Annotated in this window: 20 protein-coding genes; 13 read left to right on the top strand and 7 right to left on the bottom strand. The window is 75.2% G+C overall.

Going from position 1 to position 20,020, the window contains the following annotated elements:
• Positions 1 to 14: 14 nt before the first annotated feature.
• Positions 15 to 977 (top strand): pseudouridine synthase, encoded by a 963-nt coding sequence (locus KPL57_RS50755; RefSeq protein WP_226357602.1) that lies wholly within the window; start codon positions 15 to 17, stop codon positions 975 to 977.
• Here KPL57_RS50755 and KPL57_RS50760 read toward each other — a convergent pair whose 3' ends face one another.
• Both KPL57_RS50760 and KPL57_RS50765 read right to left on the bottom strand, forming a co-directional pair.
• A complete protein-coding gene (locus KPL57_RS50760) occupies positions 978 to 2,711 on the bottom strand; it encodes a hypothetical protein (protein ID WP_226357603.1) in 1,734 nt (577 codons plus the stop codon).
• 232 nt (positions 2,712 to 2,943) lie between these two features.
• The gene (locus KPL57_RS50765; RefSeq protein WP_226357604.1) at positions 2,944 to 3,564 is read right to left on the bottom strand and encodes an L-threonylcarbamoyladenylate synthase; all 621 of its coding nucleotides are present in this window, start codon (positions 3,562 to 3,564) and stop codon (positions 2,944 to 2,946) included.
• 111 nt (positions 3,565 to 3,675) lie between these two features.
• Here KPL57_RS50765 and KPL57_RS50770 point away from each other — a divergent pair, with 111 nt between their 5' ends.
• The 5 genes from KPL57_RS50770 to ppk2 all read left to right on the top strand — a co-directional run bounded on the left by KPL57_RS50770 (position 3,676) and on the right by ppk2 (position 8,324).
• Entirely contained in the window at positions 3,676 to 4,677 is a 1,002-nt protein-coding gene (locus KPL57_RS50770; protein ID WP_062395873.1) for an acetamidase/formamidase family protein, read from the top strand.
• Positions 4,678 to 4,691: 14 nt separating this feature from the next.
• Entirely contained in the window at positions 4,692 to 5,456 is a 765-nt protein-coding gene (locus tag KPL57_RS50775; RefSeq protein WP_226357605.1) for an SDR family NAD(P)-dependent oxidoreductase, read from the top strand.
• 99 nt (positions 5,457 to 5,555) lie between these two features.
• Positions 5,556 to 6,464, top strand: coding sequence for an iron-siderophore ABC transporter substrate-binding protein (locus KPL57_RS50780; protein WP_226357606.1), 909 nt, complete (start codon positions 5,556 to 5,558; stop codon positions 6,462 to 6,464).
• On the top strand, positions 6,461 to 7,294 hold the full coding sequence (locus KPL57_RS50785) for a siderophore-interacting protein (protein WP_226357607.1): 834 nt from the start codon (positions 6,461 to 6,463) through the stop codon (positions 7,292 to 7,294). Before KPL57_RS50780 ends, KPL57_RS50785 begins: the two co-directional genes overlap by 4 nt.
• Before the next feature lie 61 nt (positions 7,295 to 7,355).
• Positions 7,356 to 8,324, top strand: coding sequence for a polyphosphate kinase 2 (gene ppk2, locus KPL57_RS50790; RefSeq protein WP_308016633.1), 969 nt, complete (start codon positions 7,356 to 7,358; stop codon positions 8,322 to 8,324).
• Between the two features lie 16 nt (positions 8,325 to 8,340).
• Here the strand turns inward: ppk2 and KPL57_RS50795 are convergent, their stop codons facing one another.
• The 3 genes from KPL57_RS50795 to KPL57_RS50805 form a co-directional block, all read right to left on the bottom strand.
• A complete protein-coding gene (locus KPL57_RS50795) occupies positions 8,341 to 9,387 on the bottom strand; it encodes a class I SAM-dependent methyltransferase (RefSeq protein WP_226357608.1) in 1,047 nt (348 codons plus the stop codon).
• Between the two features lie 90 nt (positions 9,388 to 9,477).
• Positions 9,478 to 9,708, bottom strand: coding sequence for a DUF397 domain-containing protein (locus KPL57_RS50800; RefSeq protein WP_226357609.1), 231 nt, complete (start codon positions 9,706 to 9,708; stop codon positions 9,478 to 9,480).
• Positions 9,709 to 9,924: 216 nt separating this feature from the next.
• A complete protein-coding gene (locus KPL57_RS50805) occupies positions 9,925 to 10,818 on the bottom strand; it encodes a helix-turn-helix transcriptional regulator (RefSeq protein ID WP_226357610.1) in 894 nt (297 codons plus the stop codon).
• Positions 10,819 to 11,055: 237 nt separating this feature from the next.
• On the opposite strand from KPL57_RS50805, the gene KPL57_RS50810 reads away from it, so the two are divergent.
• From KPL57_RS50810 to KPL57_RS50835, 6 genes are all read left to right on the top strand, one after another.
• Positions 11,056 to 11,880 carry an SAM-dependent methyltransferase gene (locus KPL57_RS50810; RefSeq protein ID WP_178373503.1) on the top strand — a complete coding sequence of 275 codons (825 nt, stop codon included), beginning with the start codon at positions 11,056 to 11,058 and terminating at the stop codon, positions 11,878 to 11,880.
• A gap of 57 nt (positions 11,881 to 11,937) precedes the next feature.
• The gene (locus KPL57_RS50815; RefSeq protein ID WP_226357611.1) at positions 11,938 to 13,065 is read left to right on the top strand and encodes a serine hydrolase; all 1,128 of its coding nucleotides are present in this window, start codon (positions 11,938 to 11,940) and stop codon (positions 13,063 to 13,065) included.
• 11 nt (positions 13,066 to 13,076) lie between these two features.
• On the top strand, positions 13,077 to 13,505 hold the full coding sequence (locus tag KPL57_RS50820; RefSeq protein WP_226357612.1) for a VOC family protein: 429 nt from the start codon (positions 13,077 to 13,079) through the stop codon (positions 13,503 to 13,505).
• A gap of 86 nt (positions 13,506 to 13,591) precedes the next feature.
• A complete protein-coding gene (locus KPL57_RS50825; protein ID WP_226357613.1) occupies positions 13,592 to 14,854 on the top strand; it encodes an FAD-dependent oxidoreductase in 1,263 nt (420 codons plus the stop codon).
• A 20-nt stretch (positions 14,855 to 14,874) separates the two neighbouring features.
• Positions 14,875 to 15,375, top strand: coding sequence for an Lrp/AsnC family transcriptional regulator (locus KPL57_RS50830; RefSeq protein WP_226357614.1), 501 nt, complete (start codon positions 14,875 to 14,877; stop codon positions 15,373 to 15,375).
• Between the two features lie 55 nt (positions 15,376 to 15,430).
• Positions 15,431 to 16,501, top strand: coding sequence for a hypothetical protein (locus KPL57_RS50835; protein WP_226357615.1), 1,071 nt, complete (start codon positions 15,431 to 15,433; stop codon positions 16,499 to 16,501).
• 13 nt (positions 16,502 to 16,514) lie between these two features.
• Here KPL57_RS50835 and KPL57_RS50840 read toward each other — a convergent pair whose 3' ends face one another.
• Entirely contained in the window at positions 16,515 to 17,669 is a 1,155-nt protein-coding gene (locus tag KPL57_RS50840; protein WP_226357616.1) for a DUF3500 domain-containing protein, read from the bottom strand.
• Between the two features lie 87 nt (positions 17,670 to 17,756).
• On the opposite strand from KPL57_RS50840, the gene KPL57_RS50845 reads away from it, so the two are divergent.
• The gene (locus tag KPL57_RS50845; RefSeq protein WP_073574481.1) at positions 17,757 to 18,074 is read left to right on the top strand and encodes a putative quinol monooxygenase; all 318 of its coding nucleotides are present in this window, start codon (positions 17,757 to 17,759) and stop codon (positions 18,072 to 18,074) included.
• Between the two features lie 2 nt (positions 18,075 to 18,076).
• On the opposite strand, the gene acs is transcribed toward KPL57_RS50845, so the two are convergent.
• Positions 18,077 to 19,975 (bottom strand): acetate--CoA ligase, encoded by a 1,899-nt coding sequence (gene acs, locus KPL57_RS50850; RefSeq protein WP_226357617.1) that lies wholly within the window; start codon positions 19,973 to 19,975, stop codon positions 18,077 to 18,079.
• Positions 19,976 to 20,020 lie beyond the last annotated feature (45 nt).

Genomic DNA, 20,020 nt, shown 5'->3' on the forward strand with positions numbered 1-20,020 from the left:
TAGGCTGCTGCCCCGTGAGATCCCGCCGGCGCCGCACGTCCCGGGAGGCGTCCCCGCTCCCGACGGTCGACGGCCTCGCGCCGGCCCGCGTCCGCACCCCGGCGACCGGCGGGTGGGCGACGATGCGCGACCACCTCGTCGACCGGTTCCCGCACGTCGCGGAGCGGATCGACGCGCGGCTGGCCGCCGGGGAGATCGTGACCGCGGCCGGCCCGGTCACCCCGGCCACGCCGTACACGCCGTCGACGACGCTGTGGCTCTACCGCGACGAGCCCGACGAGGTACCGGTGCCGTTCGGGCTGCCGGTGCTGCACGCCGACGACGACGTGGTCGTCGTCGACAAGCCACACCTGCTCGCGACGATCCCGCGGGGCAGCCACGTCCGCCAGACCGTGCTGGTGCGGCTGCGCCACGAGCTGGGGCTGCCCGCGCTCAGCCCGGCGCACCGGCTCGACCGCGCCACCGCGGGGATCCTGCTGCTGGTGGTGCGGCCCGAGCTGCGCGGCGCCTACCAGACGTTGTTCGCCCGCGGCCGGGTCGTGAAGACCTACGAGGCGCTCGCCCGGTTCGACCCGGACCTGGAGCTGCCGCGCACCGAGGTGTCGCGGATCGTGAAGCGCCCCGGGGTGTTCGCCGCCGTCACCGAGGACGGCGAGCCGAACGCCGAGACCCGCGTCGAGCTCGCCGGGGTGCGGGGCGATCTGGCCCGCTACCGGCTGACCCCGCGCACCGGGCGGACCCACCAGCTGCGGGTGCACCTGAACGGGCTGGGCGTGCCGATCCTCGGCGACGACGTCTACCCCGAGCTGCACCGGCGGGCACCGGAGGACTTCACCCGCCCGCTGCAGCTGCTCTCGCGCGCCCTGGAGTTCGACGACCCGGTGACCGGGGCGCGGCGGCGCTTCGTCAGCGGCCGCACCCTGCAGGCGTGGGACGACCCGGACGGCTGGGCCGCCGGGACGCCGCACGAACGGTGATCAGCCGACGCTGCGGTTGTCGCCGTCGTCGAGGTGGTGGCCGTTGCGGTGCCCGCCGGGCACCGGCGCACCGTTGACGGCGCCGTTGCGCGCACCACCGGCCGGTCCGTGCGGGCCGTGGTCCTCCGCGGCGCGGTGGCGGCCCTCGCGCAGACCCCGCTGGTAGCTGGCCAGCCGGTTGCGCACCCGGTCGGGCTGGCGCTCCCGCGACCCGGTCGGCGCGACGCCGTTCGGGGTGTCCCGCCACGACGGCGGCACCATCGCCTGCCCGGGAAGGCGCTGCGGCAGGCCCTGCGCGGTGGTCGGCAGGTCGACGACCCGGTCGGCCCGGATCCGGGCGGCGTCGAACTCGGCGTCGCCCGCGGTGCGCCAGTTGTCGTTCGGCGTGACCGGGAGCGCCGTCGTCTCGGTCGATCCCGGCTCACGGAACCAGGCCGAGGCGACCGCCGCGAAGATCGGCGTGTCGTCCGCGTCGTCCACGGGCACCGGCACCTCCGAGTCGAACGGTCCGAACAGCTCCACCGGTGGGGTCGTCCCCGCCGCACCGGTGACGGGAAGTGCCTCGGTGGCCGGGGGGTCCTCCGGCGCGGGCGGCGGTGGCGGGGCGCCGTTGCGCGCCGGGCCCGTGGCCGGCGACGGCGGCCCGTACGGCGGGCGCGGGCCCGAGCCGGGACCGGCCGGGCCGGGGGCGTGCGGACGGGCAGCCGGGGCACCGGAGCCGGCGAAGGGGGCCGCGGCCGCGATCCCGCCGGCCGGGCGGGGGGCACGGCGGGGCAGCCCGGCGGGGGCCGCGGGCTCGTCCCGTTCGGGAGCGACCGGCGGCCAGCTGCGCCCGGGCTCCGCCACCGGGGTCTCGCGGGGCGGCCACGGCACGTCCGCCGCCGCGGCCGGTGCGGGGGCGGGGGCGGCGTCCGGTGCCGGGCGGCGCAGCGACGCCGTCGTCCCGGTCCCGGCCTGCTCGACGGGCTCGGCCGGCTGCGGCTCCGCGGCGGGCGCCGCGGACTCGGAGCGGCCACCGCCGAGGACCGAGGACGGCAGGTGGAGCACGGCGATCGGGGCGATCGCGGAGTTCCCGGCGGGAGCGCGGACGCCGAGCCGGGCGCCGATGGCGCGGGCCAGCCGCGCGGCCACGTGCAGGCCGATCTCCTGCGGGGCGACCGGGCCGCCGGGGGTCGCCGAGCCCAGCGCCCGGTCCAGCTCCTCGACCGGGGTGCGGTGCCGCGGCGGCTGGGTCCCCTGGAGCTCGACGACGATCCCGCCGTCGGGACCCCAGCGGGTCAGCAACTCGATGCGCTCCCCGGCCGGGGTGGCGCTCGCGGCGTGGGCGAGCAGCTCGGCCAGGATCTGGCCCAGGACGGGCTCGGCGGTCGCGTCGACCGAGACGCTCGGGGTCGGCGGGACGATCGTGCGCGAGGCCGCCTCGCTCGCGGAGACGACGGTGTTGAGCGCCTGCCCGAGCGGGGTCGGCGGGGCGGCGAGCCGGGGCCCGCGGGGGGCGCCGGCGAGGACGAGGATGTGGTCGCCGTCGCGGGCCCCGCGGCGGGCGGCCGCGGCCAGCTCGGCGAGGTCGGCCAGCGCACCCGGGCGCAGCTCACCGGCACGCAGGCGTTCGGTCAGCAGTTGCTGGCGCTCCGAACGGGCCCGCAGCCGGTGCGCGATCGCGGCGAGCACCGCGTCCCCGGCCGAGGCACCCGCCGGGCCGGACGGGTTGGGCGGCGGGTCGTCTCGCGCCACGCGATCGTCCTCCGAACCGTTCGGACGGCGCCCGGGGTCGGACGCCACGTCAGTACCCGCTCGGGTAGCGGGCGGGACGGTTGCGAAGCCTACTCGTCGGTCCGCCCAGCGCTCGCTCTGATGCGGTGGGCGGTGGATCGTGGACGGGCGGGCGGCGCGCCCCCGCCGGCGGGTCACCAGGGGTGCCCGGACGGACACGACGGGCGGCCGGACGGCCGCGCCGGAGGGGTCCTCACTCGAACCGCGACGGGTCCCCCGCACCGTGCCGCACGATCTCCGGCTCGTCGCCGGACAGGTCGACGACGGTGGTCGGCTCGGTGCCGCAGTCCCCGGAGTCGATGACCGCGTCGACCTGGTTCTCCAGCTCCTCCTTGATCTCCCAGCCCTGCGTCATCGGCTCGTCGTGGCCGGGCAGCAGCAGCGTCGAGGACAGCAGCGGCTCCCCCAGCTCGGCCAGCAGCGCCTGGGTGGTGGCGTGGTCGGGGATGCGCACGCCGACGGTCTTCTTCTTCGGGTGCAGCAGCTGCTTGGGCACCTCCTTGGTGGCCGGGAGGATGAAGGTGTAGCTGCCCGGGGTGGACGCCTTCACCGCGCGGAACACGGCGTTGGAGATCTGCACGAACTGCCCGAGCTGCGCGAACTCCGCGCACACGAGGGTGAAGTGGTGCCGGTCGTCGAGCTTGCGGATCTGCCGGATCCGCTCCAGGCCGTCGCGGTTGCCCAGCGAGCAGCCCAGCGCGAAGCACGAGTCGGTCGGGTAGGCGATCAGGCCGCCGGACCGCACGAGGTCCACGACCTGTCCGATGCTGCGCGGCTGCGGGTTCTGCGGGTGCACGTCGAAGTACCGGGCCATCGCGCGAACGTACCGGCTCGGCGGCCCACCCGGGGGGATCGACGACCGGGCGGTCGCGGTGCGGCGGGAAACCGTTGCCCGCGACGCGCGGAGGGGGCCAGGATGCGATCCATGCACGTCGTGGAATACCGGCCGGAACGGCACGAGTTCGCCTGGACCTTCGGTGGCGTGCCCCCGGTGCGCCGGGTCGCGCCCGGGACCTGCCTGCGGCTGTGGACCGAGGACGCGTTCTCCGGGCGGCTCACGTCCACCTCGGACCGTCCGAGCGCGGTGCTCGACATGAGCGAGGTGAACCCGCAGACCGGGCCGTTCCACGTGGAGGGCGCCGAGCCGGGCGACACCCTGGCCATCCACCTCGTGGAGCTGACCCCGGCCCGGGACTGGGGTGCCTCCACCCTGATCCCGCTGTTCGGGGCGCTGTCGACGACCGACCGCACCGCGCTGCTGCACGAGCCGCTGCCCGAGCGGACCTGGATCTACCAGCTCGACCGGGCCGCGGGGACGGTGCTGTTCGAGGCGACGAGCGCGGACCTGCGCCTGGAGCTGCCGTGCAACCCGATGCTCGGCACCGTCGGCGTTGCCCCGCCCGGGCGGGAGGTGCGCAGCTCGCTGGTGCCCGACGTGTTCGGCGGGAACATGGACACCCCGGAGATGCGCGCCGGGGCCACCTGCTACCTGCAGGTCAACGTGCCCGGCGCGCTGTTCTCGGTCGGCGACGGCCACTACCGCCAGGGCGAGGGCGAGAGCTGCGGCACGGCCGTCGAGGGCGCGATGGACGTCGTGCTGATCGTCGAGCTGATCAAGAACGCCCCGGTCCCGGCGTGGCCGCGGATCGAGACCGACACCCACTACGTCGTCGTCGGGTCCTCCCGTCCGCTGGAGGACGCGTGGCGGGCAAGCCAGGTCGGGATGATCGCCTGGCTGGGCGAGCTGTACGGGCTGGACCGGCTGGACGCCTATCAGCTGCTCACCCAGGCCGCGGAGTCGCCGCTGGCCAACGTCGTCGACACCAACTACAGCGCCGTCACCAAGATCGCGAAGGCGCTGCTCCCGGCCGCCGCGGCCTACGGCGGCGTCCACCGTCACCTGCGCGAGCAGGCCCGCTCCCTGTAAGAGAGGCCCTTTCCATGGACATGCTGCTGAACGGTCGTGTCGTGCTCGTGACCGGAGGGTCGCGCGGGATCGGGCGTGCGGTCGTCGCCGGGCTGGCGGCGGAGGGCGCGCGGGTCGCGTTCTGCGCCCGCGACGCCGACGGGGTCGCCGCGGCCGAGCAGGAGCTGCGCGCCGCGGGCGCCGGCGAGGTCGCCGGGACCGCGGTCGACGTCGCCGACGGCGACGCGCTGGCCGGCTGGGTCGCCGCCTCCGCCGAGCGCTTCGGCGCCGTCGACGCGGTCGTCGCGAACGTCTCGGCGCTCGCGATCGGCCCGGGCGAGCAGAACTGGCGCTCGAGCTTCGAGGTCGACCTGCTGCACACGGTGCGCCTGGTGGAGGCCGCCCTGCCGCACCTGGAGCGCAGCGACGCCGCCTCGGTCACCGCGGTGTCCAGCGTGTCCGGCCGCGAGATCGACTTCGCCGACGGCTCCTACGGCGTCATGAAGGCCGCGCTGGTGCACTACGTCTCCGGCCTGGCGTTCGACCTCGCGCCGAAGGGCATCCGGGCCAACGCCGTCTCCCCCGGCAACGTCTACTTCCCCGGCGGGGTGTGGGCGAACGTCGAGCAGCACGACCCCGCGCTGTACGCGCACGCCATGGGGCTCAACCCGACCGGCCGGATGGGTACCCCGGAGGAGACCGCCTACGCGGTGGTCTCGCTGGTCAGCCCGCGGGCGAGCCGGATCAGCGGCACCAACCTGGTCGTCGACGGGGCGCTGACCCGCGGGGTGCAGCTCTGAGCGGTCCCGGCGGCGGCCGGACGATCTCCGGGAACCGGACAGTCCATCCCGAACCGGTCCCGGGTTAGGGTCACCTCACCTGACCGAAGGAGATCGTCCGTGACGCCGCCCCGGGCCGCGGTGGCCCTCGCCGCCCTGCTCACCCTGTTCCTCGCCGCGTGCTCCGCGCCCGGTGCGGGCCCCACCGACTCCGGGGAGACCCGCACGGTCGCCACCGCACGCGGCGAGGTCACCGTCCCGGCCGCGCCGCAGCGGGTCGTCGTGCTGGAGCCGGTGCAGCTCGACACCACCGTCGCCCTCGACGCCCCGCCGGTCGGGGCCGGGGTCCTGTCCGAGGGCACCGGGGTGCCCGCCTACCTCGGCGACGCCGGTGCGCAGGTGACGGTCGTCGGGACCGTCGCCGAGCCCGACCTGGAGCGGATCGCGGCCCAGCGGCCCGACCTGATCCTGGGCACCGAGTCCCGGCACGCCGCGCTGTACGACCGGCTGACCGCGATCGCGCCGACGGCGTTCATGGCCTCGCAGGCCGACCCGTGGCAGGACAACGTCCGCTTCGTCGGCCGGGCGCTCGGCCGCGAGGCCGACACCGAGCAGCTGCTCACGCGCTACCGGGACCGCTGCGCCGAGGTGGCGCGTACCCACGACACGGCCGGGCGGACCGCGCAGATGATCCGCCCCCGCGACGGTCTGCTCACCCTGTACGGGCCGACGTCGTTCGCGGGCAGCACCCTGGAGTGCGCCGGGTTCACCATCCCGCCCCGGGACTGGGAGAACTCGATCTCGGTGGACCTGTCCCCCGAGCTGGTCCAGCAGGCCCGCGCCGACGAGGTGTTCCTGACCGCGACCGACCCGGCGTCGCCGTCGGCGGTGCCGCCGGCCGTCCAGGCGGTGCGCGCGCAGGTCTTCCCGCGGCTGCACCCGGTCGACCAGTCGGTCTGGATCACCGGGGTTGGGCCGCTCGGCGGGCAGAAGGTGCTCGACGACATCGAGCGGACGCTGGGCCGGTGAGCCCCCTGTCGGCCTCGCCGAACGTCCTGTTCGCCGCCCGGGTGCTCGCCGTCGGCGTGCCCTCCCCCGGGTTCCGGCGGATCGTCCTGGGCGGTCCGCAGCTGGCGCGGTTCGCCCCGCACGGCCGGGACCAGCGGGTCAAGCTGCTGGTCCCGCCGGACGACGGCTATCCCGCCTCGCTCACCTCGGGCCTGCTGGAACGCGAGTGGCGGGCCCGGCTGCGGGAGCTGCCCGCCGACACGCGGCCGGTGCTGCGCAGCTACACCCCGGCCGCGGTCCGGCCGGGGCGCGGTGAGGTCGACCTCGACGTGTTCCGCCACTCCCGGCCGGGCCCGGCGAGCGCGTGGGCCGCGGCCGCCCGCCCCGGCGACGCCGTCCTGCTCTCCGGGCCGGACGTGCGGCGCGGCAACCCCGGCCACGGTGTGCAGTGGGACCCGGGCCCCGCCACCGAGGTGCTGATCACCGGCGACGAGACCGCGCTGCCCGCCGTGCGCGGCATCCTCGCCGCGCTCCCGCCGCACCACCGGGGCCGGGTGCTGGTCGAGGTCGGCGACCCGGCCGACGCCGTCGGGCTCACCGACGCGCATCCGGGCGTGACGGTGGAGGTCTGCCGTCGGCCCGGGCGCCCGCTGCTCGACGCCGTCGCCGACTGGGCCGGCGCCCACGGTGGGGCGGCCGCCCGCCTCGGCGAGCACTTCTACGCCTGGAACGCCACCGAGAGCACCCGGGTGGCGCGGGTGCGGGCGCTGCTGCACGAGGCGGGCGTCGCCCCGGACCGGGTCCACGCGCAGGGCTACTGGCACGACCGGCCCCGTCCCGCTGCCCGCTGATCACCCGGCCGTCATCCGGGCGTGGCTCTGCGGACATGACCGGCGCGCAGCGTTGCCACACGTGGACGAGACCCCGGTCGAGCCTCAGGCCGACGCCCCCGACACCCTGATCCCGCACCCCGCCGCGGCCGACCCCGGGCACTTCCGGGTCGACGACTCCGACGACGACGACCCGACCCTCGTCGACCCCGAGGGCAGCCCGGTCGACACCTGGCGCCAGGGCTACCCCTACGACGACCGGCTGTCCCGCCTGGAGTACGAGCGCCAGAAGCGGCTGCTGCAGATCGAGCTGCTGAAGCTGCAGAACTGGGTCAAGGACACCGGCAACCGGATCGTCGTGCTGTTCGAGGGCCGCGACGCCGCGGGCAAGGGCGGGACGATCAAGCGGTTCACCGAGCACCTCAACCCCCGCGGCTGCCGGGTGGTGGCGCTGGAGAAGCCGACCGAGCGCGAGGCCGGCCAGTGGTACTTCCAGCGCTACGTGCAGCATCTGCCCTCGGCCGGGGAGATCGTGCTGTTCGACCGGTCCTGGTACAACCGGGCCGGCGTCGAGCGGGTCATGGGCTTCACCGACCCCCGCTCCTACATGGAGTTCCTGCGGGCCACCCCGGAGCTGGAGCGGATGCTCGTCCGGTCCGGGGTCCACCTGGTGAAGCTGTGGTTCTCGGTGTCGCGCGACGAGCAGCGCACCCGCTTCCTGATCCGCCAGGTCGACCCGGTGCGCCAGTGGAAGCTGTCCCCGATGGACCTCGCCTCGCTGGACAAGTGGGAGGCCTACACCGAGGCCAAGGAGGCGATGTTCTTCTACACCGACACCAAGGACGCGCCCTGGACGGTGATCAAGAGCAACGACAAGAAGCGCGCACGGCTCGAGGCGATGCGCCACGTCCTGGGCCTGTTCGACTACCCCGGCAAGGACACCGGGGTGGCTACCCCGCCGGACCGGCTGATCGTCGGACCCGCCGCGGAGATGTTCGAGCAGGACGAGGGCCCGAACCGCTTCCCGCCGCTGACCGACAAGCACCACTGACCCGCGGGGCCGGTGCTCAGGCGGGCTCGGCCACCAGCGTCATGGTCAGCGAGTGGCCGACGCCCAGGCCGGGGCCCGCGGCCCGTTCGAGTCCGAGCAGGGTCCCGGCGAGCCGGTCGGCGTCGGCCTCGGCGAGCGGCCCCGCCCCCCGGTACGGCTCCAGGGCACCGTTCCAGCGGTCGGCGAACCCGCGCAGCCAGGACAGCAGCTCCTCCGGTGCGCCCCCGGTCGCGGGGGTGAACCGGAGGTCGTCGGGGTCGACCCGGGACGGGTCGCGGACCAGGTCGTTCACCAGGGTCCGGAAGCGCGGCACCGCCGGGTGGAAGGTGCCGGTGGCGGTGTGCCGTCCGACCAGGACCGACCGGTCGACGGCGGTGCGCGACACCAGCCGCGCGCCGCTGCCGGCCAGCGCGGCGTCGACGGTCGCGTCGAGCTCGGCGCGGCCGTAGAAGGTCATCGGCTCGGCGATCGCCCCGCCGCCGCCGGCGAAGAAGCTCATCGCGTAGTCCCAGCGCTCGGTGCCCCAGCGGGGCTGCCACTCCACCGAGTACCGGCCGAGGACGTCGACGACGACCGCGGCGCGCCGCCCCCGGGCCGCGACGGCCGTCAGCACCGACCCCAGCGCGGCGACGAACTCGTCACGGGTGAGGTGGGAGTACGGCACCCCGCAGGACAGGTAGAGGTCGAACGCGCCGTCGGGCAGCGCGTCGCGCACGTCGCCGAGCACGAACGACGCCGACGGCGAGCCGACGGTGTCCCGCGCGGTGGCGACCATCTCCGGGTCGACGTCGAGACCGACGTAGCGCAGCCGGTCCTCCGCGACGATCGGGGCGGCGTCCGGTGCCGGGCGGGTGAGGAGGGCGAACCCGTCGGCGGTGCCGGACCCGACGTCGAGCACGGCGACCGGGGCTCCGGGCCGCAGGTGCAGCGCGGCCAGCGCACCCGCGATGACCCGCCGGGTGACGGGCTCCTCGGAGCCGACCTTGACGGGGTCCCGTCGCGACGGGGACAGGTAGTGGGCGCTCGCGCCGCGGTAGGACGGGGCCTGCTCGGAACGGCTCACCGTTCCTTCCTACACCGAGAAGATCATTCTCGGCTCACCGCGGGCGGCCGGGGTCGGGCCGGCCGCCCGCGGGAGGTCAGCGGGGACGCCTCAGGCGAGATCGTCCAGCTCGCCGTTCCTGATCGAGGTCAGGAAGGCGGCCATCTCGGTCGCCGGGAAGGCGAGGACGGTGCCGTGCGGGTCCCGCGAGTTGCGGACGGCCACGGTTCCACCGGTCACGACGGCGAGCTCGACGCAGTTGCCCTGGTAGCCGCTGCGCACGCTCTTGCGCCACGCCAGCGAATCGATCGCCGCGGGGCCGCTCAGGTGCATCTGTTCCATGCGAATGCTCACCTCATCTGCACGTGCATTCTCCGTTGCGGAAAAGCTAGCAGGGGGCAAGCGGTTCGGTCGTGCAAAACAGGACGGACGCGCCCGGCGGTCGTCCGGCCGCGCCCGGGTGCTCCGCACCGGCCGTGGGCGGTCGGCATCGGACGGTGTCCCCCGCTGCCGGGGACACCGGTGCCGTTCGTCGCCCGGGAGCGACGTCGCCGCAGGTCAGCGCTCGGCGCGCAGCTTGCTCAGGGCCTGTTTGGTCTGCTCCGGGCTGAGCGCGTCGACGGTGAGCCGGTCCATCGACCGGCCGTAGCGCTCGACGTCGGCCCGCTTGTCCAGATAGGAGGACCCGGTCATCTCCTCGAGGTAGACCAGGTCGGGCAGCTCGGGCTCGGCGAAACGCAGCATGGTGAAGGCGTGCTCGGCGCCGTAGCCGGACAGGTCCCAGGGCAGCAGCTGGACGATGACGTTCGGCAGCGACGACAGCTCGACCAGGTGGTCGAGCTGGGCGCGGAAGACCGCCTCCCCGCCGACCGGCCGGTGCAGCACGGCCTCGTCGAGCACGGTCCAGAAGGTCGGGGCGTCCTTGCGGTGCAGCACGCGCTGGCGCCGCAGCCGCACCTCCAGGCGCTTCTCGACGTCGGCCCGCTCGGCGGGCGGCAGGTCGGTGTGACCGCCGCTGACGACCGCGCGGGCGTACTCCTCGGTCTGCAGCAGGCCGGGGACGAACAGGAGCTCGTAGGACGAGATCCGCGACGCCGAGGCCTCCAGACCCACGAAGTCCTCGAACCAGCCGGGGACGACGTCGTTGTAGCGGGCCCACCAGCCGCTGGAGTTGCTCTCCTCCGCCATCGACAGGACCTGGTCGCGCTCGGGGCCCTCGGCGACGCCGTACATCGTCAGCAGGTCGGCCACGTCGCGCTGCTTGAACCCGACCTTGCCGGACTCCAGCCTGCTCATCTTCGAGTCCGAGCCGCGGATCGCGTACGCCGCGTCGGTCCGGGAGATGCCCGCGCGCTCCCGCAGCCGGCGCAGGTGGGAGCCGAGGACGATGCGCCGCGCGGTCGGGCCGCGGTCGGCACCGGGCGGGGTGGGGCTGTTCGGGCTGGGGACCACCGGGACGGGCTCCTGCGGGTTGCGGGGACTGCCGATCGGGTGACCCAGCCTACACAACGGTTCCGCAGGTCGTCAGCGGTCTCGATCACGGGCCACTTCCGGACGGTGACGGTGCGTGCCCGTCGGGCCGGTCCGCTACGGTGACCGCACCGGTGATCGGCGCCACGACGGGCGCCGTCCGGGCACCGACCGACGACCCGGCGCGACGGCGCCGACGACGCAGTGAGGACTCCGCCGATGGCCCAGCCGACCGAGGGTCGCGCTCCCGCGTACATCGACACGACCAAGGCCAGCATCGCCCGGGTCTACGACTACGCGCTCGGCGGGAAGGACAACTACGAGGTCGACCGGGAGACCATCGAACGGGTCCGGCAGGTGGCCCCCGAGGTCAACATGCTCGCGATCGACAACCGGGCGTTCCTGATCCGGGCGGCGCGCTTCGTCGCCACCCAGACCTCCATCACCCAGTACCTGGACTGCGGCTCCGGCCTGCCGACCGCGGAGAACACCCACCAGGTGGTCCAGCGGCTGCAGCCCGAGGCCCGGGTCGCCTACGTCGACAACGACCCGACCGTCATCGCGCACGGCCAGGCGCTGCTGGAGGACAACGAGTTCACCCGCTTCTCCGCCGCGGACATCCGCGAGCCGGAGACGGTGCTGGCCGACCCGACGGTCCAGGGCTTCCTCGACCTCGACCAGCCGCTCGCGCTGTTCCAGATCGGCACCATCCACCACTTCGACGACGCCGTGGACCCGCAGGCGATCATGGCGCGCTACATCGAGCGGCTCGCCCCCGGCAGCGTCGTCGCGATCGCGCACTTCTTCGACCCGGAGAACGCCGACAGCGAGCTGGCCCGGCGGATGGAGCAGGTCTTCGTCCACAGCCCGATGGGCAGTGGCCGGTTCCGCACGCACGCCGAGATCAGCGGCCTGTTCCCCGGCCTCGAGCTGGTCGACCCGGGCATCGTCCCCTGCTACCGGTGGTGGCCCGACGGCCCGCAGCTGCGCACCGAGGACCCGGTGCAGCGCTGCATCGTCGGCGGGGTCGGCATCAAGCGATGAGTTCGCGGGGCCGCCGCGGTCGGAACGGGTGAGACCCACCGACCCCGGGAGGCCCCCGTGCCCGTCACCCTGGACCGCACCGCCGCGCTCCTGCACGACGCCGTCGACGCCGGGCGCGTCCCGGGGCTGGTCGCCGCCGTTGACGACCCCCGGCACGGCACCGGGGTGCACGTCCTCGGCGACGACGGCGCCGGACACCCGCTGCGCCGCGACACGGTCGTGCGGATCGCCTCGATCACCAAGCCGGTCGTCGCGGTCGCCGCGCTCGCGCTCGTCGAGGACGGGATGCTGGAGCTCGACGGGCCGGTCGCGGCCTGGCTCCCGGAGCTGGCCGCGCCGCGGGTGCTGCGCCACGAGGCCGCCGAGCTCGACGACACCGTCCCCGCGCACCGGCCGATCACCCTGTACGACCTGCTGACCTACCGGTGCGGGATCGGGATGCTCCCCCGCTCCGGCGCCGACCTGCCCGTGCAGCGCGCCACCGCCGGGCTCGGCAGCGACGGGCCGCCCGGGTCCTACCCGCTGCCCGACCCCGACACCTGGACCGCACGGCTCGCCGCGGTGCCGCTCGTCGCGCAGCCGGGATCGCGCTGGCTCTACCAGACCAGCGGCGACCTGCTCGGCGTCCTGCTCGCCCGCCGCTGCGGGACCGACCTGCAGACCGTGCTGGCCGAGCGGGTGTTCACCCCGCTCGGCATGCGCGACACCGGCTTCTCGGTGCCCGTCGCCGACCGGGACCGGTTCGTCCCGCTCCTGACCGCCGCACCCGGCGGGGGCTTCACCGTGACCGACCCGGTCGACGGCGCGTGGGCGGCCCCGCCGGTGTTCCCGTCCGGGGGCGGCGGCCTGGTCTCCACCCTGGACGACCTGCTCGCGTTCACCCGGGCCCTGCGCGGGGGCGGCAGCCCGGTCCTGTCCCCCGGCGCCGTCGCCGAGCTGACCACCGACCGGCTGAGCGCCGCGCAGCGGGCCGGTGCCGCCCCGTTCCTCGACGACGGCTGCGGCTGGGGCCTGGGCCTGACCGTCGAGGACGGCGGCCGCTACGGCTGGGACGGCGGCCTGGGCACCGCCTGGCGGTCCGACCCGGCCACCGGGGTGATCTCGCTGCTCCTGACCCAGGTCATGTGGTCCGGGCCCGAGGGGCCCGCACTCGTGCACTCCTTCCGCGCCGCGGCGCACTCCTGAGAGGACCCACCATGGACTGGACGCTCGAGGTCGTCGTGCTGCCGGTGTCGGATCTCGACGCCGCGGTCGCCTTCTACCGCGACCGGGTCGGCTTCGACCTGGACCACGACACCCGCACCGAGCACATGCACGTCGCCCAGCTGACGCCGCGGGGCTCGGGCTGCTCGATCGTCGTCGGCTCGCTGCCGGCGCAGAACGAGATGGCGCCGGGCTCGATGCGCGGGCTGCAGCTCTGCGTCGCCGACGCCCGGGCCGCGCGCGACGAGCTGGTCGGGCGCGGGGTGGAGTGCAGCGAGGTGACGGTGCTCGACGAGCGCGACGGCGGCACCTTCTTCGGCTTCGCCGACCCCGACGGCAACACCTGGGCGGTGCAGGAGCTGCGGGTCCGCGGTGACCGGCCGCTGATCCCGGAGTCGGCGCGGGGCCGCTTCGGCGGCTGAGTACACCCGGTCACAGCGATTGCGTGACGGTCCCCGGGGGCGCATACTCGTCGTAATTCAACACCAGTTGAAATGAGGTGGGTGTGATGTCGGAGCGGACGACGTGCTGCGTGGTCGGGGGCGGCCCGGCCGGGATGATGCTGGGGCTGCTGCTGGCCCGGGCCGGGGTCGAGGTGACCGTGCTGGAGAAGCACGGCGACTTCCTGCGGGACTTCCGCGGGGACACCGTGCACCCCACCACCCTGGACCTGCTCGACGACCTGGGGCTGGGCGAGCGGTTCGCCGCGCTGCCGCAGAGCCGGGTCGACGAGGTCGTGATCCCCGACGAGCGGGGCGGCGCCCAGCGGGTCGGGAACCTGTCGCTGCTGCGCCGGGTCGGGGTCCGCCACCCCTACATCGCGCTCGTCCCGCAGTGGGACCTGCTGAACCTGCTCGCCGAGGTCGCCGCCGACGAGCCCGCCTTCCACCTGCGGCTCGACACCCGGGCCACGTCGCTGGTCCGGGAGAACGGACGGGTCGTCGGCGTCCGGTACGCGACGACGACCGCGCCCGGTGCGGAGACCACCGGCGAGATCCGGGCCGACCTCACCGTCGCCTGCGACGGCAGGCACTCGGTCCTGCGGGCCGGGTCCGGCCTGCCCGTGACCGAGTACGACGTCCCGTTCGACACCTGGTGGTTCCGGCTGCCGCGCCGCCCCGAGGAGCAGCGGGCCACCCTGCGCCCGCGGATCGGGAAGGGGCGCTTCGCGGTGGTCATCCCGCGCGAGGGCTACTACCAGATCGGCTACCTCGCCCCCAAGGGCGCCGACGCGCGGCTGCGCGCCGCGGGCGTCGAGTCGTTCCGGGCCGACATCGCCGAGCTGATGCCGGAGTACGCCGACCGGGTCGGCGAGATCGCGTCGATGGACGAGGTGAAGCACCTCGACGTGAAGCTCAACCGGCTGCGCCGCTGGCACGTCGACGGCCTGCTCTGCATCGGCGACGCCGCGCACGCGATGTCCCCGATCGGCGGCGTCGGGATCAACCTCGCGATCCAGGACGCGGTCGCCGCCGCGACCCTGCTCGCCGCCCCGTTGCAGCGGGGCACCCTCACCGAGCGGGACCTCGGCCGGGTCCGCAACCGCAGACTGCTCCCGACGGTGCTGGTCCAGGGCCTGCAGCGGATCATGCACCGCAACATCGCCGGCCCGGCGCTGGCGGGACGGCTCGACGGTCCCCCGGCTCCGCTGCTGCGGCTGATGCGCGCGGTCCCGGCCGCCCAGATCGTGCCCGCCTACCTGGTGGGCGTGGGCTTCCGGCCGGAGCGGGCCCCGGACTTCGCCCGTCGCGAGCCCGTCCCGGCCGGCTGAGCCGCGGCTAGGCTCGCCGGGTGCTGTCCCTGGACGCCCTCGACGTCGACCTGCTCGCCGCGCTGCGCGACCGGCCGCGGGCCGGGGTGCTGGAGCTCTCGCGCACGCTGCGGGTCGCCCGCGGGACGGTGCAGGCGCGGCTGGACCGGCTGGAACGTGCCGGGGTCGTCACCGGGTACGGCCCGGACGTCGACCTCCCGGCGGCCGGGTACGGCGTGCAGGCGTTCGTGACGCTGGAGATCGCGCAGGGCGAGCTGGGCGACGTCGCCGCCGAGCTCGCCGCGCTGCCCGCGGTCACCGAGGCGTACGCGACGACCGGCTCGTCGGACGTGCTGTGCCGGCTCGCGGCGTCGTCGCACGAGGACCTGCAGGACACCCTGCTCGCGCTCGGCCGCTCACCGCTGGTGGCCCGCTCCACCAGCGTGGTGGTGCTGTCCACCCTGGTCGCGCCGCGCTGGCGGCCGCTGCTGGAGCGCGACCACCGCGAGGGCCCGAGCCGGGCGCCCGCCTACCGGGACTGACCGGCCCCGTAGTTCGACGGTGCCGGCGCCGCGGCGGCCGGGGCACGATCCCCCCGTGTCGAGGACGGTGCTCGTGGTCGTGGTGGTGGCGGCGTTGCTGGTCGGGGCGGCGGGCCTCGTGTGGTGGTACGGCCCGGCCCGCCACGACCGCGTGCGTGAGCTCGCCCGGCAGGCGGCCGAGCGCGAGGCACCGGGAGCGCTGCGCGTGCTGTCGGTGCGGGGGCTCGGCGCCGTCGGTGGGTACGAGGTCACGGCCGCGGTCGTCGGCGACCCCGACGCGGTCGCGTCCTTCGCGACCGGCCCGGGCGGCGCCTGTCCACCCGGGTCGCGGTGCGCGCTCGCCGTCGGGCCCGCGGTGGCGCGGGCCCGGGCCGAGGCGGCGGAGCTGCGCAGCCTCACCAGGGCGCTCGACGGGTGCGGCGCCGACGTGGCGGGGATCCGCGAGCTGCGCCGGATCGACCGCCCCGGCGGCCCGGGCCCGGGTATCGACGACGCCGCGGGACTGGTCGCCGAGCTGACCGTCGTCGCCGGGCCGTCCACGGCCACCGACGGTGGCGCGGCGCTGCTGGCCCTCCTGGACCGGTGCGCCCTCGACGCCGCCCGGGCGCGCGCCGGCCTGGCGGGGATCGACCCGGACGGACCGGTCACGCTGTCGGTGCGGGTGCTCGACCCGGCCGACGCCGTCCGGCCCGGGCCGCCCGGTGCCGACCGGCCGCGGGCGCTGGTCCTGCGCGAGGCGGCCGAGGCCGCGGCCGCGCGGGTGCGGCACCGCACGACGGTGCGCGCGACCCGGCACGGCGTGCACGAGGGCGCGACGCTCGACTTCGGCCCGGCCGGGGAGACCGGCTACCGGGCGGCCGCCGAACGGGTGGCCGCCGCGTACCTCGCGGCGACGGGCGCCCCCTCCGCGAACACCCCGGCGCTGCACTCGTTCCGCCAGTACCTGCCGGGCTCGACCGACCGGGTCCGCGCCTACGTGTCGTTCCGCTCCCCCGGGCGCACCGCGCCGGGCGACGACCGGGTGGTCGCGGTCGACGTCGGCGCGGACGGCTCCGACCCGGTGGCGCTGCGGGTGCTCGACGCCCCGCAGCCGTGGCGGCTCCCGTTCGAGCCGGGCCTGCGGTGACGCAGCGGCCGGGTCAGCCGAGGTGGTGCGCCGCCCGGTGCGCGCCGAGCACGTCCAGGCCGAAGTCGGCCGACGGGTCGCGCCACACCGAGTGGGCGTGGTTGGCGTCGCGCTGGGTGTTGTCCCACTCGATGAGCAGGCGCGGGCCCTGGACCCGGTAGTAGCTCGGGGCGCCGTCCTCCAGCGGCCCCGCCCAGGCGAGGTGCACGGCGTCGAGCTCGGTGTCGTCGTCGTAGCGGGAGATCGGCTGCAGCGGCTCGGCGACCCGCTTCAGGTAGGTGCCCAGCAACGCGCGCAGCATCTCGCGGCCCCCGGCGTCCAGGTCGGACGCCGGCACGCCGGCCGGGGTGCGCGACAGCGCGACGGTCTCCTTCTGCGCGTCGGTGAACGCGGCCCGCTCCTCGATGGCCGCGCTCATGTCGTCGAGCTTGCGCTGCTGCTCGGGGTCGGCGAAGGACTCGGTGCGCCAGATCCCGGCCAGCGGGATCCAGTTGTCGCCCTCCTGCGGCTCGGTGCGGTTGGCGGCGACGAGGTCCGGTGGGGCCTTGTCCAGCAGCACCGCACGCTCGCGCAGCTCGGCGGGCAGCGAGCGGACGAGGTCGCGGGCGAGGTCCTCGACCCGTCCGAGCGGGCGGAGCACGGCGTCGCCGAGCAGCTCGGAGGTCGCCGGGTCGGCGCCCAGGAAGCACGGGGTCGAGGCGACCACGACGCCGTCGACGACCAGCATGTTGACCGAGACGTGGTGCCCGCCGAAGCGCCAGCCCCAGGTGCCGGTGTCCCCCGGCTCGCCGAAGACGCGCAGGTAATACATCTGCGGGTCCCGGCCGCGGGTCCGGTCGAACAGCGTCACGAAGCCCTCGGTGTGGTCGAGGACGTTCTCCAGCCCCATCACGGTCGCGACGGTGACGTAGGCGGCCCGCGACAGCCCGGACGCGACCAGCTTCATGGCGGCGCGCTGCTGCGGCGGGAGCTGGTCGTGGAAGGTGAGCCCGCCGTGGTCGGTGGGGGTGTAGAACCAGCGGCGGCGCTCGGCGTCGGCGTCGCCGTCACCGGTCGGGGCGTGCCCGACGGCGACCTCCCGCTGCGCCGGGTCGAGGGTGTCCAGCCAGGCCAGCGCGGCCCCGGCCATCGCGTCCGCCGTCTCCCGGGTGTCCGCCGCACCGATCATTCTGCCGACGGTAGCGACTGCGGGCAGACTCCACCGGGCGAGATGCGCCATACTCGTTGTGCACAACCGATCGAGCCGGAGGCAACGATGCCCACTCCCACCGACGACAACCGCGACCTGCTCACCGTGATCGCCCGGATGCGCGCGAAGCCGGGCAAGGAGGAGGAGCTGAAGGCGGAGCTCGAGAAGCTGATCGAGCCGACGTCGAAGGAGGACGGCTACGTCAACTACGACCTCCACCAGGGCTGGGACGACCCCGCGGTGTTCTTCTTCTACGAGAACTGGGAGTCCGAGGCGAAGCTCGACGCGCACCTGCAGACCCCGCACCTGGTGCACTTCGTCGGGATCATGGGCGACCTGCTCGACGGCGAGCTCGTGATCCAGAAGCTGCGCCGCATCGCCTGAGCTCAGCTCCGCCGGTACCCGGCCGCCAGCTCCGCGAAGGCGGCCGGGTCCACCAGCGACGTCGTGTCGCCGGGCTCGCGCCCGGCGGTCACGTCGAGCAGCAGCCGTCGCATGATCTTGCCCGAGCGGGTCTTCGGCAGCTCCGCGACGAGCACGACCTCGCGGGGCCGGGCGACCGGCCCCATCTCGCGCGCCACGTGCGCCCGCAGCTGCGCCGCGAGGCCCTCGGTCGGGCCGTCGGTGACCGTCACGAACGCGACGACGGCCTGCCCGGTCGTCGCGTCCGGTGCCCCGACCACGCCCGCCTCGGCGACCCGCGGGTGCGACACCAGCGCCGACTCCAGCTCGATCGAGCCGAGCCGGTGCCCGGAGACGTTCATGACGTCGTCGATCCGGCCCTGCAGCGTCACGTACCCGTGCTCGTCGACGACGGCGCCGTCGCCCGCCTTGTACCAGCCCTGCTCGGCGTAGTCGGCGAAGTAGGACGCGCGGAACCGCTCCGGGTCGCCCCACACGGTCCGTGCCATCGACGGCCACGGCCGGTCGATCACCAGGATCCCGCCCTCGCCGGGGTCGCAGGTCCGCCCGTCGCGGTCGACCACCCGCACCGAGAGTCCCGGCAGCGGCCGGGTCGCCGAGCCCGGGACCAGCGACGTCACGCCGGGCAGCGGCGCGCAGATCGCCGCACCGGTCTCGGACTGCCACCAGGTGTCGACGATCGGGCACCGGCTCCCGCCGATCACCTCGTGGAACCAGCGCCAGGCCTCGGGGTTGATCGCCTCGCCGACGGTGCCGAGCAGCCGCAGCGACGACAGGTCGTGGCGGCCCGGGACGTCGCGGCCCCACTTCATGTAGGTACGGACCAGGGTGGGCGCGGTGTAGTACACGGTGACGCCGTACCGCTCGATGATCTCGAAGTGCCGGCCGCGCTCCGGGGTGTCCGGGGTGCCCTCGTAGATCACCTGCGTGACGCCGTTGGACAGCGGGCCGTAGACCTCGTAGGTGTGCGCGGTGACCCAGGCGAGGTCGGCGGTGCACCAGTAGACGTCGTCGGGCTTGTGGTCGAAGCAGGCCCACGCCGTCCAGGACGCCTGGGTGAGGTAGCCGCCCATGGTGTGCAGAAGACCCTTGGGCGTGCCGGTGGTGCCGGAGGTGTAGACGAGCATGAGCGGGCTCTCGGCTCCGAAGGCCTCGGCCTCGTGGACCTCCGGCGCGGTGTCGACGACGTCGTGCCACCACACGTCGCGCCCGGGGGTCCAGCCGACCTCCGAGCCGGTCCGGCGGATCACCAGCACGTGCTCCAGCGACTCCACCCCGGCCGCGGCCTCGTCGGCGTTCGCCTTGACCGGGACGGCCTTCCCGCGCCGGTACTGGCCGTCGGTGGTGACGAGCAGCTTCGCCGCCCCGTCGGTGAGCCGGAACCGCAGTGCCGGGGCGGAGAATCCGCCGAAGACCAGCGAGTGGACCGCCCCGATCCGGGCGCAGGCGAGCATCACGACGACGGTCTCGACCAGCACCGGCAGGTACACGACGACGACGTCGCCGCGCCCCACCCCGAGCGCGGTGAGCGCGTGCGCGCAGCGGGCGACCTCGCGCTGCAGGTCGGCGTAGGTGACGGTGCGCCGGTCCCCCGGCTCGCCCTCCCAGTGCAGGGCGACCGTGTCCCCCGCACCGGCCTCGACGTGCCGGTCGACGCAGTTGCGCGCGACGTTCAGCGTGCCGTCGGCGAACCAGGTGACCTCGGGCCAGCGGCTGCCGTCGTAGCCCTGCTCGGGCGCGCGGTCCCACTCCAGGCGCCGGGCCTGCGCGCACCAGAACGCCTCCGGGTCGGCGGCGGCCTCGTCGTAGGCCGCCGCGGTGACGTTGGCGTGTGCGGCGAGCTCGGGCGGGGGCGGGTACATGCCCCGATCCTCGCCGCCGGATCCCGTGAGGCGCAGGCCGTCGTG

The organism is Pseudonocardia sp. ICBG601, from assembly GCF_020496245.1.

Excerpts from the sequence above, each read along its gene's own strand:
- acs (WP_226357617.1), bottom strand. The coding sequence starts at position 19,975 with ATGTACCCGCCCCCGCCCGAGCTCGCCGCACACGCCAACGTCACCGCG.
- KPL57_RS50825 (WP_226357613.1), top strand. The coding sequence starts at position 13,592 with ATGTCGGAGCGGACGACGTGCTGCGTGGTCGGGGGCGGCCCGGCCGGG.
- KPL57_RS50775 (WP_226357605.1), top strand. The coding sequence starts at position 4,692 with ATGGACATGCTGCTGAACGGTCGTGTCGTGCTCGTGACCGGAGGGTCG.
- KPL57_RS50770 (WP_062395873.1), top strand. The coding sequence starts at position 3,676 with ATGCACGTCGTGGAATACCGGCCGGAACGGCACGAGTTCGCCTGGACC.
- KPL57_RS50810 (WP_178373503.1), top strand. The coding sequence starts at position 11,056 with ATGGCCCAGCCGACCGAGGGTCGCGCTCCCGCGTACATCGACACGACC.
- KPL57_RS50820 (WP_226357612.1), top strand. The coding sequence starts at position 13,077 with ATGGACTGGACGCTCGAGGTCGTCGTGCTGCCGGTGTCGGATCTCGAC.
- KPL57_RS50765 (WP_226357604.1), bottom strand. The coding sequence starts at position 3,564 with ATGGCCCGGTACTTCGACGTGCACCCGCAGAACCCGCAGCCGCGCAGC.
- KPL57_RS50800 (WP_226357609.1), bottom strand. The coding sequence starts at position 9,708 with ATGGAACAGATGCACCTGAGCGGCCCCGCGGCGATCGATTCGCTGGCG.
- KPL57_RS50845 (WP_073574481.1), top strand. The coding sequence starts at position 17,757 with ATGCCCACTCCCACCGACGACAACCGCGACCTGCTCACCGTGATCGCC.
- KPL57_RS50840 (WP_226357616.1), bottom strand. The coding sequence starts at position 17,669 with ATGATCGGTGCGGCGGACACCCGGGAGACGGCGGACGCGATGGCCGGG.